A 15,019-nucleotide genomic window follows, 5' to 3' on the forward strand; every position below is an offset into this window, starting at 1 on the left:
TTATGATTGATTCAGTTTTTATAGATAATGCCTACGCTGCGATGGAGAGAGGTTTTCCAAAGTTTCGTAAAAGAAAAAAAAAGATGGCAAAACGATCAGTAATAAAAAATTTATGGAGCATATTATTTATTAGACCTGAGAAAAATAACGAAAACTTTTTTTTACTATATCCTAAGCCAGAAATTGAAAGAATATTTTCAAACATTCAACAGTTAAATTTTAATCATTCATCGTTTTTGAAGAGATCTTTATTTTTTCTTCAACTTGGATATATATCTTCAAACAGTAAAATTCGTGTTTGGGCCGCGAAAAAAGGATATCGTTATTTGCAGCAATATTTTGTTTCAGATAATATTACAATTTTAAACTGTGGTCCCTCTATATTAAGTCCTTTTTTGGCAAAATTATGTGAGGATAAGAATGACGAAAGTAAATTTTACATTATTCAGCACGGATTGTACCAAATTGACTACATGCCTTATCGTTTCGAATTTGCTTCAAAAGCTTGTATTTCTATTATCTGGAGTAATCTTCTTGCAAAGCATTATTTATCTCTAGGTATGGATGCCAAAAATATTATGGTGCTTCCTACATATTTATTTAGCCAAATAAAAAAATTAAATACTTCTAAAAAAGTTTTAATTATTGGCGAGTCCATAAATAAAATAAATTCAAATTTTGACAGAGAATACCAAGATAAAGTTACTAATGTAATATCATATTTAAAGGCCAATACGCATTATAGCGAATTTAAGTTTAAAAAGCATCCGCGAGCATTGCCTTCACCTGAATTAGATAAAGCATTAGAGGAGAATCAAATAGAATCAATAAGTGAAATTAAGTTAAACGATTTTGGTTTGGTTATTGGCGCCGTTTCCACTTTGATGATTGAAGCCTTAGCTGAAGGTTGTCGTGTACTACAACTTGCAATGGACGAATTTGAAATATCTGTGGGAGACTATTCGTTATACACTAGCATCGCATATCTGGAAGATATGAAGAACATAAAAGAAAAAATTGATATATTAAATAATATAAATAATAATTTTATTAAAAGTGAATTTTTAAGGGTAGAAGATAATTATGAATTTCACTATAAACTATTATTATAGTTAAAACTGGTGTATAGGTTGAAAAATTATAATTGAAATGTCAGTTTTCTTAATTATATAATTTGGGTTCTGATAAATAATACAAAGATATTTGAAAGACGTTCTCAAATAACAGGAAAGTGCAAGTTTTGGTTATTTAAAATATTTAATGAACGTTCTGAATTTCGATCTCTTGCTATTTTTTTTCTTTAAAATTAGAAAGATCCTCTTCACTACTTTTTAAAAATCTTTATTGGTTATGTCTAATTTAAAATCGCAAGCAATACTTGGTTTAGTTTGGACTTTTATTCAACAATTTGGTAATCAACTTATAAGTTTTGTGGTTTCCATTATTCTTGCTCGATTGTTGTTGCCTGCAGAATTTGGTCTAATTGGGATGATTGCGGTTTTTATTCATATTGGAGATGCGCTGTTAAAGTCTGGACTTAGTCAATCATTAATTAGAAATACCAATAACGAACAAGACGATTATGCTACTGTGTTTTATTATAATCTTATTGCAAGTATTATTCTCTACTTTATTGCCTATTTTGCATCACCGTTTATCGCCGACTTCTATGAAGAACCGCTTTTATCACCTTTGGTCCAGGTGTACTGTTTGGTGTTTATAATTTCTGCTTTTACCGCAGTGCAACAAACCAGGATGACCATTGAAATGGATTTTAAAAAACAAACCATTATCTCAATCCCTTCTGTGGTTATTGGAGGTATAACTGGAATTGTGTTGGCATTGAAGGGTTTCGGCGTATGGAGCTTGGTTTGGAATCAATTAGTTACAGCTTTTGTAAGGAGTTTACAGTTTTGGATTTATTCAGATTGGCAACCTACGTGGGAGTTTAATAAAGCAAAGTTTAAAGATCATTTTAGTTTTGGATATAAAATAACCCTATCCACGCTCATCCAGCGAATATTCGCAAATTTATATATTTTGGTAATTGGTAAATTTTTCACTGCTGCACAAGTTGGGTTTTACACACGTGCCGATACCATGAAAAATTTACCCGTAACCAACCTAACTACGGCATTGTCTAAGGTTACTTATCCACTGTTTTCAAAAATTCAAAACGATGAGGAAAAGTTAAAAAGAGCTTATCAAAAAGTTATTATGATGGTGATATTTATTATCGCTCCCCTAATGTTAATTCTTGGGGTATTGGCAGAACCAATCTTTCGATTTCTATTTACCGAAAAATGGCTTCCGGCAGTTCCATATTTTCAAATATTATGCATCTCAGGTATATTCTATCCTTTGCATATCTATAATTCCAATGTATTTATGGTAAAAGGGAGAAGCGATCTTTTTTTGAAGCTGACTACTATAAAACAAGGGTTATTAGTATTAGGTATAATCGCAGGCATATCTTTTGGCGTCAAGGGGTTATTATGGTCACAAGTAATTGTATCCATAGTTTCATTCTATATTATTGGTCATTATACAGGTAAGATGATTAGTTATTCAGCTTGGAAACAAACTTTAGATATTTTACCTATGCTTGGAGTCTCCATAATCGTTGCCGTGGCAATGTATTTTTTGGATTCTTTTGTAAAAGAAACTTCCGATGTTGTAAGGATTATGACCGGCACTACAATCAGCGTACTTCTTTATTTAGGCTTAAGTTATTTATTTAAATTTAAATCGCTGCTAGATTTAAAAGATTTATTGCCAGTGAGAAAGAGAAAATAAAAAGAAAGAGGAGAATGAGATTTTGTTGATCTATGTTACCAATAGATCTTATCTATTTAATTTCGACCGAATATGGAAGCAATATGACTTTATTTTGAGCCCAAAATTAGTATTTTTGTCAGTTCTATAGTTCTTAGCTAATAAAAATTAATTTGAATAATAAATCTTTACACGTTTTAGCATATCACACTGTACGTGATAGCACTAATTTTGAGATACATCTTTCTTATCTTAAAAAAAATTATTCTGTGATTTCTGTTGATCAATTACTTGAATGGTATAAAAGCAATATAAAGCTTCCCAAAAAGCCAATGCTTATTACTTTTGATGATGGTGATTTAAGTGTTTATCAAAATGCTTTGCCGCTATTAAAAAAATATAGTCTTCCTGCCATTCTGTTTATTGTTACTAACTTAATAAATACCGAAAAACCTTTTTGGTGGGATGAAATTGAATATTATTTGGGTAAGGAAGAGGGTAATAAAAAAGTTTGGGAAGTAAAAACCTGGCCTAATAGTAAACGGGAAGCTTTTTTAGAGGAACTACGAAATAATTCTTCTAAACCACTTTTAAAATATAAGCAACTCACTACAGCCCAACTTAAGGAAATGCAGGGGGCTGATATTATGATAGCTAATCATTCACATACCCATCCCATGTTTGATCAATGTACTCAGGAAGAACTCGAATCCGAAATAAAAAGTTCTATTGAAATACTCAAAGATTTAGGATTTACTCCTGATGTTTTTGCATATCCTAATGGAAATTATTCCCCTGATGCTGAGAATGTATTAAAAAAATATGGGGCTGATAAAGCTTATTTATTTGATCATAAAATTAATAAAAAAGAAATAAATCATCTTAGGATATCCCGCTTAGTTGTCAATGATACTACTCCTTTATGGAAGTTTAAATTAATTTTGAGCGGCTGGCATACACGCATTTTACCATTTACCCGCTTTGCTGGGAAATTAAAAGCAATACTTAAGAAATGAAGATTTTAATAATAATAGATAGCCTGGGATCAGGCGGAGCTGAACGTTCTACTGCTGTGATGGCAGACTATTTAGCAGAAAAAAATATTGCTTTTACTATCCTTTGCCTTGAAAAAAAGGAAATTGGCGTACAGCAACAATTGCAGGAAAAGGCGTATGACATTAAGTTTATACAAAGTGTAGGTTTTTACAAGCAAACCAGGGAAATTGCGACTGTTATAAAAAAGGGAAAATTTTGTGTTGTGCACAGCATATTATTTCGAAGTAATTTAAGAACCCGTTTTGCTAAATTATTCACCAGATTTATTCATTTAGAAAGCCTAGTTAATACAACCTACTCATCTGCCCGGTTTAATGACAAAAGAGTCAACGCTAAAGTACTAAGTGTTTATAAAAAGATAGACCAAATCACGGCAAAGAAATTTGTAGATCACTTCCATAGTATTACTCATACTGTTAAAGATCATTATATCGAAGAACTGGGATTGGACAAAAAAAAATTTAGCGTGATATACCGTGGGCGCCAAGCTTTGCTTCAGGATTATACCCCTGAATTGATTAATAAAACTCCCAGGTTAATCAATGTAGGGAGACATGAATTTCAAAAAGGACAATTATATTTGTTGGAAGCGACAAAACTTTTAAAAGAGAAAGGATATCGTTTTACTCTTGATATTTATGGAAGAGAAGGGAAAGTAACACCTGAATTGAAATCATATATAAAACAACATAAACTGGAGGGTTTAGTTAATTTACGCGGCTTTAGCCATGAAGTACCCAAAGAACTTTTAAGGTCAGATATCTTTGTTTTTCCTTCCCTTTACGAAGGTCTTGGTGGCGCATTAATTGAGGCTCAGTCTGCCGCGTTGCCAATTGCCTGTAATGATATTCCTGTATTAAGAGAAGTGGTTAATGAAAATAAGAATGCTCGACTCTTTGATGTTGAGAATGTAGAAAGCATGGTCGCTGCTATTAGTTACTTCCTTAATGATCCTAACAAGCAAATAGAATACGGACAGAAAAGCCTTCAAAATTTTAAGGAAAAATTCCTTGAAACAGAAAACAATGAACGTATGCTGAAATTATATAAGCTATTATGTTAGATTTTCGAGAGATAGATTATCAAAAAGATATATCAGAAGTAGTGAAACTAATCAAGAGAGGACTTGATAAAGGTTATACTGAAGAGTTTTTTCGTTGGAAGCATTTGAAAAATCCTTTTGGAAAGTCATATGGTTTGATGGCCATTGATAATGGAAAGATCATAGGGCTAAGAATGTTTATGTTTTGGAAATTCAGTAATGTAAATGTAAATAAGAATCTAATAGCAATAAGACCCGTAGATACTGTTGTAGATGAAGACTATAGAGGAAAGGGTCTTTTTAAAGAGCTTACCCTTCGGGGTCTGGAGGAGTGTAAAGGAAAATATGATCTAGTTTTTAATACCCCGAACGAAAATAGTTTACCGGGTTATTTAAAAATGGGTTGGGAAAAAGTTCCCGAGAATAGTTTTAAACTAGGACTTTTTAATTGTTTTTTCTATGGGGGTAAAACTTTAGAATTAACACAATTGCCTGTAAGTTTAATTTCAAAATCAGAAGGATGGCAAACCTTTAAAAGTGGATCATTTTTAAAGTGGAGGTATGAAGATCCAAAATATAAATCAGCCAGTTTAAAAACAGCTATTGTAATTTACTCTATAAATGATCTTGGTTTTTTTAAACAAATTGTGGTCCAGGAGTTATTTGGAGAAGTGAATGATATACGAGATATAATAAAAGCTGTGTGCAAAAAGCACGTAACTGTCTTTGTTTATTATTACTCTAATCTTCAAACAAAAGGTTTAAAGCCATTTTATAAGCAGGCCAGGAAAGAAGCTATAGTAGTTGCCAGGGGTGATGTTAATAAAGTAGCAAGTAATATTAATTTCTCTTTGGGAGATTTGGAAGGTAAATTATAACCGAAGTATGAAAATCTTACATCTTATTCAAAAGCCTCAGCATAGGGGAGCAGAAACCTTTACCTGTCAATTAGCGAATCATCAAAAAATATCCGGGTTAGAGGTTAAAATTGCCAGTATTTTCGAAGGGGATTCAGATTTAGATTGGGAAGAAGAAATTATTAATTTGGAAGGCGATACTAATTCTCGGTTTTTTAATTTAAAAGCATGGAAAAAATTAAATTTTCTCATAAAAGAATTTCAACCTGATATAATTCAAGCCAATGCGGGGGATACACTAAAATATGCTGTTTTTTCAAAAAAAGTATTTGGTTGGAAAACTCCGATATTTTTCAGAAATGCCAGTGAAGTAGGGAGGTATTTAAAGTCAACTTTGCAGAAAAAGCTCAATTTATATTTATACAAAAATGTGGCGGGAGTAGCGTCCGTATCAAAAGCCTCAAAAAAAGATCTTTTAAATCATTTTCCTTTTCTAGAATATAAAACCCGGGTTATACCAATTGGCCTTGAAAAGAAAGCAATTAATAATTTATTTAAATTCCAACCTGCTTACCAAAAACATATAGTGCACGTTGGAGGATTTAGCTTTGAGAAAAATCATAAAGGATTAATTCAAATATTTCGAAATGTCGTTTCTTCTAATCCAAATGTTATTTTACATTTAGTAGGAGATGGCCCATTGCGTTCAGAAATTGAGGTTTTGGTTAAAGAAGAAGGTCTTGATAGGAATGTAAAGTTTTATGGTTTTGTAAACAATCCTCTTGACTATATAGCAGCTGCTGATGTTTTAGTATTGCCAAGTATTATAGAGGGCTTACCGGGAGTTTTATTAGAAGCAATGTATTGCAAAACTCCTGTGGTTGCATATAATGTTGGCGGAATTGGCGAAATTGTTAATAAAAGTACCGGTATTTTAATAGAAAAGAGAAATGAAATAGATTTTGCCAGAAGAGTTTTAGACTGTATAGAGAAACCAAATAAACTTCAAATAGAGAATGCTCATAATATGGTTAGTACAAATTATATGAATACTAAAATTGCCGATGAATTTTTGAGGTTTTATCAGAAAAATATTAAAGAGTAGAACGGATTTTCATTTCTATTATCTATTTCTTTTTAATATTTCTCTATACCTATACTTTCTAATGGGTTACCTTTATTTTTTTAAATATTATGTCAAAAATTAAAATACTTCATATTATAAAATCCCTTGGTAGAGGTGGGGCTGAGATGCTTTTACCTGAAACACTTAAATTGCACGACAAGAATAAATTTGAATTTCATTATATCTATTTTCTTCCCTGGAAGGACCAGATGGTGGAAGCAATTGAAAATGCAGGCGGAAAGGTAAACTGCTTTGAAGCTAAGGATAATATCCGTTTGTTGCTTCAATATAAGAAGATAGTTGACTATTGTGAAAAATTGCACATTGATCTAATTCATTGTCACTTGCCCTGGGCCGGTTTTGTAGGAAGATTGGTTCATAAAAAAACGGGAATTCCTGTGGTCTATACCGAGCATAATATGCAGGAGCGTTATCATATCGCCACCAAAACGATTAATAAAATCAGTTTTAATTCTCAGTCTTTAGCTCTTGGAGTTTCTGAAGATGTAACCAATTCTATTCTAAAAAATATAGCTCCAAAAATATCTGTGAAAACCTTGTTGAACGGTGTAAATACAGAGTCATTTATGAGATCAGGAAATTCTCAAATAAAAGAAGATTTGGGGGTGTCAGAGAATGCAATAGTAATTGGAAATGTGGCAGTGTTTAGATTTCAAAAGCGTTTACTAGAATGGTTACAACTTATAAAGAAACTCCGTTCCAAAAATTCTAATATTTATGGAATAATTGTTGGAGCAGGGCCCCTGGAGGATGAAATTAAAGAGGAATGGAGACGTCTGGGCTTAGAGGATACAGTTTTCTTTCCAGGCTTGAAAACCGACGTAAAACCTTATTTCGAAGCCATGGATATTTTTATGATGAGTTCCTTATTTGAAGGCTTGCCCATTGCACTTCTGGAGGCCATGAGTATGGAGTGTGCTGTGGTATCGACAGATGCAGGTGGTATAAAAGAAGTTATAAGAAATAAGGAAGATGGATTGATTGTTCCAGTCGATGAGTGGCAGGAGCTTTCAGGTAAAGTTCAAAGCCTGATAGATGAACCGGCGGAATTAAGCAGGCATAAATTAGCAGCCAGAAAAAGAGTAATTGAAGCGTTTAGCCTAAAGAGGATGGTTGGGGAGCTGGAAGAAATTTATAGCTCGTATTCGAATTAAAGTTCAACTTTAGTATATTTATTTTAGAACGTTTAGGGTATGGTGTTCATAGTTTGGTTAATTATTTAATTCGGTTGTCAGTTCTTTGTTGTCAGTTTTTATTTTGTTTAAGAAAACAATAGATTGCCACACTCCTTCGTATCTCGCAATGACGGTTGACTGAGTTATCTAATTCGGGTTCTCTGTTGTCGTAATGGTTTTATTTTTAATGGAGTGATCATGGGACTAGCTTAAGAAGTTACGGGGGTGATGTTTCAATGTTCGAGCACTGACTTCGAATGTTTTTTCTGAAAGGAAAAATATCTCGACAAGTACTTTAATGTAATGTATATGTTTAGATATCTGTCCCGCGAAGGATCAATTTGGAGGCTTAGGAACGGGATTATGATAATAACACCTAATTAAGGCGTGAATTCATTCGATTATATTAGTTTAGTAAATAGAAGAAAAAGTTTAAAATGCAAATAAGGGAAGCTGATCATTCTGATATTCCGGGGATTTTAAGGACACTAAAAGCCAGTTTGGGGGAAACCTCTTCTGAAAAAACAGAAGAGGTTTGGAGGTATAAGCATATAGCTAATCCCTTTGGGGAGTCTTTGGTGCTGGTGGCGGAAGAGGAGAATGAAATTATTGGAGTACGGGCTTTTATGCGATGGAAATGGCAAAAGGGGGAGCAGGTTTACTCAGCCTTTAGGGCTGTGGATACCGCGACGCATCCTAATCACCAGGGTAAAGGAATTTTTAAGAAACTTACTTTAAGGGCGCTTGAAATAGGAAAAGAAAGAGGAGACCACTTTGTTTTTAATACCCCCAATTCCCGGAGTAAACCGGGCTATCTCAAAATGGGATGGGAAGAAGTGGATAAGCTAAAAATACAGTTGCGTCCCCTGAATCTATTACAGCTTAAAAAGAAAGAATTCGATTACGAAACTATAGGTAATGAAGATGCTATTGAAGAGCTTTTAAGTTCTTATTTCAATAAATTAAAAGCCGCTGACCGACTTTTTACCCCAAAATATATGGCTTATTTAAAATGGCGTTACCTGAATAATCCACTACAGGATTATATAGTGATTTTTGCAAAAGAATATTTTATTGCCGGTTACGTTAAAGAACATAAAAAATTTAATGAGTTTAGGGTTTCGGAAGCTATTATTTCTAAGTCCGGAAAAAAAACTGCTAAATCAGCAATATTGAAAATGGCAAAAGAATCGGGAGCAAAAGTTTTAAGTATATCTCCGGATGCCGGATTTTATTTTAAAAGTGGTATTACCGGGAATGTTGGACCGGTTCTTACTTATAAGCCTATTAACCTTGATCAGCCTGACTTTTTAACTCTGAAAACCTGGGCTTATAGTTTAGGTGATCTTGAATTATTTTAGATGATTGGAGCCTTAATCTTAATATTATTGCTACTCCTTATCAATCAGGGACTGTTTAATTCTTACGCTAAGAAGCATAAATGGTTTTCAAAGAAGTTGATGAATTCTTTATTTATTTATCATCTCTTCTTTTTTTTGGTATATTATACATATGCCACCTTTAATCGATCTGATTCAAAATTATATTTTGAACGACCTCAATGGGGCAATTCTTGGGGCGAATATTTCGGAACAAGTACTACTTTTGTAGATTTTATATCCTGGCCCTTCATTAATATACTCGGGTTTAATTACGAGATGATGATGGTGATGTTTTCGTGGTTTGGATATGTTGGTTTTGTATATGCTTATCTATTCTTTCGGGAAAATATTCCAATAAAGATTAAGGTTTTCAATTTAGACTTTCTCACCCTTATTCTTTTTCTTCCAAATATGCATTTTTGGACCGCCTCTTTGGGAAAAGGAGCTCCTATTTTCATGAGTCTAATGATGTTCGCCTATGGAATTAACCAACCAAAATCTAGATGGGGTATTATTTTACTAGCTTCTATTATTACCTATCATATTCGCCCTCACGTTTTCCTATTTGTTGCTGCTGGTACCGTATTGGGATATATGACAGGCAAAGAGAAAATCTCTCTTTGGAAAAAGGTCTTGATATACTGTGCGATGATTGGTAGTTTAATTATAGTACAAGATACCATTTTGGGGGTAGCAGGACTAAATGAGTCTGAAGATCTGGTAGAAGGATTTGATCAATTTTCTACTGAAAGAGCAAACTCTTTAAGTAACTCTGGTTCTGGTGTGGCTATGGCAAATTATCCTTTGCCATTGAAATTATTCACTTTCTGGTTTAGGCCTTTATTTTTTGATGCCCCGGGAATTCTAGGTCTAATTGTTTCAGCTGAGAACTTAATTTATCTTTTATTATTTTTTAAAGTTCTAAAATTAGATTTCATTAAGTTTATAAAAAAATCACCTATTAGTGTAAAAATGAGTTTAACTACATTTTTTCTTGCATCACTGGCTATGGCTTTTGTAATGTCTAACCTTGGGATTATTATGAGACAAAAATCTATGGTAATGTATTTTCTGTTTTTTGTGATTTATTATTATCTGGCGCAGAAGAAGTACGACAAGATTATTAAGTTGAAGCGAAGGAAGCAGGCGACTGAAAGGGCGAAATTGGAAATTGAAAGTTAGTGCGCAGTGTCAAATGGAAGTAAGCGGCTTATTTTATTTATCATTAATTCGGTTCTAGATTGTAAGTTTTTGGTTTGTTGTTTAAGTATTGTGATAATTGTATAGCAGTCATGGCCAACTATTCAGTTCGCGGTTATGGATTTTCGGTTTTGAGTCGTGTGTAGAGCTTAGCCCGAACATAGAAAAGCCTGTAGAGATTCAGACGAATGATAGAAACTTTTTCAAGTATGTTTATGGTTAGCGTTTGGGGTTCGTTGTTTTGGTCATTAAGAGCAAGGAAGGAGCGCAACAATCTTTGTTGGATTAGTTCTCTGTGCTTGGTTGTGAGTTATAAGTTTGGTGTTTGTTTTATAGTGAAACCTATTCCAATTAATTACAAATCACATCGATGTCATACTGATTCTAGAAGTTCATCTTAACTTTGTCAATTACCTAATTAAAAATTCCCGAATTAACGGGTTAACCAATTAACCAAATTAACATGAATAATGGAACTTTAGTAATTTCCCTGGATTTTGAACTTTTGTGGGGGGTATTTGATAAAGTAAATTGGAGAGATAAGACAGCGTATTTTGAAAGAACTCGTAAACTCATTCCAGAACTCCTTCAGCTTTTTCACAAATACGATATTCATTGTACCTGGGCCACAGTAGGTATGCTTTTTAATGAAAACTGGGATGAGTGGAATGCAAATATTCCCGAATGTTTGCCAGACTATGAGAATAAAAATCTTTCTGCATATAAATACGGGAAGAGTATTCAATCTAAAGAAACTGAAAAATTGTGTTTTGCACCCAACCTGGTAAAACTTATTACTGAGTCTAAGGGCCAGGAATTGGGGTCACACACTTATTCACATTATTACTGCCTTGAGCCTGGGCAGGATTCTCTGGCATTCAAATCAGACTTAGAAAAGTCTTCGGAACTGGCTTCTAATCATGGAGTAGAATTGAAATCTTTGGTATTTCCCAGAAACCAATACAATTCAGATTACCTCGAGATCTGCGGAAAAGCAGGAATAGAAGCAGTTAGAACTAATCCTAATAATTGGTACTGGAAAAATACCCAGAAAGATAGCCTTATTCAAAAAATTTTTAGAACGGGAGATGCTTATTTCGGTCTTTTAGATAAATCCTATAGTTCTTCGCAGATCCAGAATTTCACTAAAAATATTACCGGCCAGAAAGCGAGTAGGCTACTAAGACCATACTCTGGAAGGAAAATCCTCAATAGCTTAAAAACCAAAAGGATTTACAGGGAAATGGAATACGCTGCAAAAATGGGGCAGTATTATCATTTATGGTGGCATCCCCATAATTTTGGGAATAACCCCAATGAAAATTTAAGAGAACTGGAGAGCATACTTATTTTTTATAGAAAACTAAAAAATAAGTATGCTATGCAATCCTTAAACATGAACGAATTAAAAACTGATCATTTTGAGATAAAATCTTAAGAATTTAAAAAGAGCTATAAACCTTCCGGCTTTAATGTAATTGGAGAAAACCATTTTGGCATAGGCATTTGCGCGATCTTTAAAATAATTTGAGAGTTCTAACCGGGAAGAAGCTTTGTAATATTTGGATAAAAGAATGTAAGTATTGAATTTAGATTTTAATTGTATAGATCTTTCTATGCTACTCCACATTGCCCTGGAGTGTATGCGGTAAAGACTTGGTTCAATTTCCTTTAAGAACTTGCCTTTACCGTAATTTCCCAATAAACTTATCCAAAAATTATCTCCATTAAAAATTTTCGTGAATTCCACAGGGATATCCTGAATTAAATTTCTAAAACACCAGGTAGATATAGGCGGTTGAATATATGCTCGCTGCAGTTCTAAAGCACTAAAATCCCTTTCGCTTAATGAAATTTCCTCATTTTTTAAAATTGGAACATCATTTTCATCTATCAAGTTTACTTTGTGGTAGGTTAAGCTAGTGTCAGGATTGGCAAATAAATAGTCTACTTGTTTCTGTAGTTTATATTTGTCGGTCCACATATCGTCACCATCGCAATAGGCTATAAACTGCCCATTACTGGAGAATAAGTTATATACAGAATTGAAAATCCCCGTAGGTTTAGAGGCTATACTAATATTATTTTCTCTGTGGTGTAGGAATAACCTTATTTTATCAGGAAATAACCTGGCATATTTTAAACATATTTCTCTGGTTCCATCTGTAGAAAAATCTTCCCCTAATAAAATTTCAAATTCAAAATTGGTTTTTTGGTTGAGTATATTATCTAGGCACTTTTCAATGTATTCAGCTTGATTATAGGTTTGTACACAAACACTTAGTAAAGATGATGCGCTACATTGGTTTGTTACCTCCTCGACTTTCCTTTTTTCAAAATTATTCTTAAATGTACTAAAGTCCATTTACGGGGAATTTTCTAATGAATTGTTTAATAATAGGGATAAAGATATTCTAAAATTATACTTTTGTCATTAGGCATTGAGCTTATTTAAATTTTTTTTAAAGAAGTAGTCCCGCTTTCAAGATTAGTTATATATGAATTTAAAATATCAGATCGAAAATAGACTTTATTATTTTCGTTTTTTTTATTCCTACTTAACCTGGAGGATATATGTTGGAATGTTCTTAAGTTTACTAACCGGCGTCTTGGATGGATTAGGATTGGCTCTATTTATACCATTACTTCAAATAGTTTTTAAGGATACCGCTGAAAGGGTTCCAAAGGATCAAACAGATGCGCTAAGTTCCTTTTTATTAGAGAATTTTAATGTAGAGTTTACTCTAACCGGGGTATTTATAGTTATACTTATATTATTTAGTATCAAAGGGGCAGTAAAATTTTTGGAAGGCTATTTAGGGGTGTTATGGCAACAAAAAATGATGAAAGCAATTAGGTTTAATAATATAGATTTACTCTCGCAATTTAAATATCCGGCATTTGTGAATACAGATGCGGGAAAAATTCAGAATACACTAGGAGGAGAGGTTTCTAAAATAAGCCTCGCTCATAAATACTATTTTAAAACAATTCAATTTGGAGTATTGGTGTTTGTTTATTTTGCGCTTTCCATGAGGGTTGATTGGAAATTTACACTTCTTGTTATAATTGGGGGGATATTCATTAATCTTTTATCTAAATTTCTATATAAAAGAACTAAATATTTTTCGAGGAAATTAGTAACAGAGAATCATCGCTATCATAAATTACTTCTGGAAAAGATTAACTTATTCAAGTATCTGAAAGCAACAGGTTTGATTGAAAATTATGCTAAAAAGCTAAAATCTAGTATTCTTAGTATGGAAGAGGTACAACGGCGTTTAGGGATGGTGAATGCAGCATTATTTGGGATAAGAGAACCTCTTGTTATATTGGTTATCTTTGGCGCTATATTCTTTTATTCCCAGGTGTTTGGTGGCTTGGTAAGTAGTATTCTTCTAAGCTTATTATTAATATACAGGGCATTTAATTATTTTATGGCTTCCCAGGAACAATGGAATTTGTTTTTAGGTAATTCCGGAAGTCTAAATAACCTTCAAAATTTCACTTCGGAATTAGAAAAGAATAGAGAACCACAGGCGGGAGGGAAGCCAATTTATAAATTTGAAAAAGAAATTCTCTTAAAAAATGTTAGCTTTGGGTATGGAAAGGACATTATATTAAAGAATATAAATCTTAAGGTTAAAAAAAATGAAAGTCTTGCAATTGTAGGTTCCAGCGGTTCTGGCAAAAGCACTTTAATGAATTTATTGTCTGGAATTTTAGTCCCTAACAGTGGGGAAGTTTTAATTGATGAAATTCCAATGGATAAATTAGATATGCAATCATTCAAAAAGCGCATAGGATATATTGTGCAGGATGCTACAATCTTCAACGATACCATATTTAATAATATTAGTTTTTGGCAACCTAAAAATAAGGATAATATTAAGAGATTTAATAATGCGATTAAGAAGGCAAAAATCGATGATTTTATTAATAATCTGGAGAAGAAAGAAGATAATTTGCTAGGGGTAAATGGAATTAATGTTAGTGGTGGGCAAAAGCAGCGAATTTCTATAGCAAGAGAACTTTATAAAGATATTGATATTTTGTTCCTTGACGAAGCAACCTCTTCGCTTGATACAGAGACTGAATTTGAAATTCAGAAAAACATTGATGAACTAAAAGGTCAGTATACATTTATTATCATTGCCCATCGATTAGCCACAATTAAAAATGCAGACAGAATTATCCTTTTGGAAAATGGCCAAATACAAGGCATTGGAACTTACAGGGAACTATTGGCAAATTCCCTGAGTTTTCAAAAGATGGTACAGCTTCAAGAGGTATAGTAAAATATCCCCGTTATTTAAAAGGGATATTCAGAAAAATGATTTCGGGATAGGCCTTGGATTGTTTAAATCTCGATTATTGAGTAAACT

General features: G+C 33.0%; 12 protein-coding genes. 11 read left to right on the forward strand and 1 reads right to left on the reverse strand.

The window, feature by feature from the left end; all coding sequences use genetic code 11:
- Positions 1-2: 2 nt before the first annotated feature.
- From FG27_RS16325 to FG27_RS16370, 10 genes are all read left to right on the forward strand, one after another.
- Complete coding sequence (locus FG27_RS16325; protein WP_037320996.1) at positions 3-1,112, forward strand: hypothetical protein; 1,110 nt, start codon at positions 3-5, stop codon at positions 1,110-1,112.
- A 238-nt stretch (positions 1,113-1,350) separates the two neighbouring features.
- A complete protein-coding gene (locus FG27_RS16330; RefSeq protein ID WP_037320999.1) occupies positions 1,351-2,796 on the forward strand; it encodes a lipopolysaccharide biosynthesis protein in 1,446 nt (481 codons plus the stop codon).
- A 152-nt stretch (positions 2,797-2,948) separates the two neighbouring features.
- Positions 2,949-3,791: a polysaccharide deacetylase family protein gene (locus tag FG27_RS16335; RefSeq protein WP_037321003.1), complete on the forward strand. Its 843-nt coding sequence runs from the start codon at positions 2,949-2,951 to the stop codon at positions 3,789-3,791.
- Positions 3,788-4,894: a glycosyltransferase family 4 protein gene (locus tag FG27_RS16340; protein WP_037321006.1), complete on the forward strand. Its 1,107-nt coding sequence runs from the start codon at positions 3,788-3,790 to the stop codon at positions 4,892-4,894. The genes FG27_RS16335 and FG27_RS16340 overlap by 4 nt, the downstream gene beginning before the upstream one ends.
- Positions 4,888-5,751 (forward strand): GNAT family N-acetyltransferase, encoded by an 864-nt coding sequence (locus FG27_RS18785; RefSeq protein WP_051935903.1) that lies wholly within the window; start codon positions 4,888-4,890, stop codon positions 5,749-5,751. The genes FG27_RS16340 and FG27_RS18785 overlap by 7 nt, the downstream gene beginning before the upstream one ends.
- 7 nt (positions 5,752-5,758) lie before the next feature.
- Positions 5,759-6,835 carry a glycosyltransferase gene (locus tag FG27_RS16350; RefSeq protein ID WP_037321009.1) on the forward strand — a complete coding sequence of 359 codons (1,077 nt, stop codon included), beginning with the start codon at positions 5,759-5,761 and terminating at the stop codon, positions 6,833-6,835.
- Positions 6,836-6,924: 89 nt separating this feature from the next.
- Positions 6,925-8,031, forward strand: coding sequence for a glycosyltransferase (locus tag FG27_RS16355; protein ID WP_037321013.1), 1,107 nt, complete (start codon positions 6,925-6,927; stop codon positions 8,029-8,031).
- Between the two features lie 458 nt (positions 8,032-8,489).
- Positions 8,490-9,413: a GNAT family N-acetyltransferase gene (locus FG27_RS16360; RefSeq protein WP_037321015.1), complete on the forward strand. Its 924-nt coding sequence runs from the start codon at positions 8,490-8,492 to the stop codon at positions 9,411-9,413.
- Positions 9,414-10,616: a hypothetical protein gene (locus FG27_RS16365; RefSeq protein WP_037321017.1), complete on the forward strand. Its 1,203-nt coding sequence runs from the start codon at positions 9,414-9,416 to the stop codon at positions 10,614-10,616.
- A gap of 481 nt (positions 10,617-11,097) precedes the next feature.
- On the forward strand, positions 11,098-12,072 hold the full coding sequence (locus tag FG27_RS16370; protein ID WP_037321020.1) for a polysaccharide deacetylase family protein: 975 nt from the start codon (positions 11,098-11,100) through the stop codon (positions 12,070-12,072).
- Here FG27_RS16370 and FG27_RS16375 read toward each other — a convergent pair.
- Positions 12,040-12,999, reverse strand: coding sequence for a glycosyltransferase (locus FG27_RS16375; protein WP_051935904.1), 960 nt, complete (start codon positions 12,997-12,999; stop codon positions 12,040-12,042). The genes FG27_RS16370 and FG27_RS16375 overlap by 33 nt on opposite strands.
- Positions 13,000-13,216: 217 nt before the next feature.
- Here FG27_RS16375 and FG27_RS16380 point away from each other — a divergent pair, with 217 nt between their 5' ends.
- On the forward strand, positions 13,217-14,929 hold the full coding sequence (locus tag FG27_RS16380) for an ABC transporter ATP-binding protein (protein ID WP_231563341.1): 1,713 nt from the start codon (positions 13,217-13,219) through the stop codon (positions 14,927-14,929).
- Positions 14,930-15,019 lie beyond the last annotated feature (90 nt).

This window comes from Salegentibacter sp. Hel_I_6 (genome assembly GCF_000745315.1).
Lineage (GTDB): Bacteria > Bacteroidota > Bacteroidia > Flavobacteriales > Flavobacteriaceae > Salegentibacter.

Coding starts and splice junctions, on each gene's coding strand:
- FG27_RS16325 (WP_037320996.1), top strand. CDS start 3: ATGATTGATTCAGTTTTTATAGATAATGCCTACGCTGCGATGGAGAGA.
- FG27_RS16330 (WP_037320999.1), top strand. CDS start 1,351: ATGTCTAATTTAAAATCGCAAGCAATACTTGGTTTAGTTTGGACTTTT.
- FG27_RS16340 (WP_037321006.1), top strand. CDS start 3,788: ATGAAGATTTTAATAATAATAGATAGCCTGGGATCAGGCGGAGCTGAA.
- FG27_RS18785 (WP_051935903.1), top strand. CDS start 4,888: ATGTTAGATTTTCGAGAGATAGATTATCAAAAAGATATATCAGAAGTA.
- FG27_RS16350 (WP_037321009.1), top strand. CDS start 5,759: ATGAAAATCTTACATCTTATTCAAAAGCCTCAGCATAGGGGAGCAGAA.
- FG27_RS16355 (WP_037321013.1), top strand. CDS start 6,925: ATGTCAAAAATTAAAATACTTCATATTATAAAATCCCTTGGTAGAGGT.
- FG27_RS16360 (WP_037321015.1), top strand. CDS start 8,490: ATGCAAATAAGGGAAGCTGATCATTCTGATATTCCGGGGATTTTAAGG.
- FG27_RS16365 (WP_037321017.1), top strand. CDS start 9,414: ATGATTGGAGCCTTAATCTTAATATTATTGCTACTCCTTATCAATCAG.
- FG27_RS16370 (WP_037321020.1), top strand. CDS start 11,098: ATGAATAATGGAACTTTAGTAATTTCCCTGGATTTTGAACTTTTGTGG.
- FG27_RS16375 (WP_051935904.1), bottom strand. CDS start 12,999: ATGGACTTTAGTACATTTAAGAATAATTTTGAAAAAAGGAAAGTCGAG.
- FG27_RS16380 (WP_231563341.1), top strand. CDS start 13,217: ATGTTCTTAAGTTTACTAACCGGCGTCTTGGATGGATTAGGATTGGCT.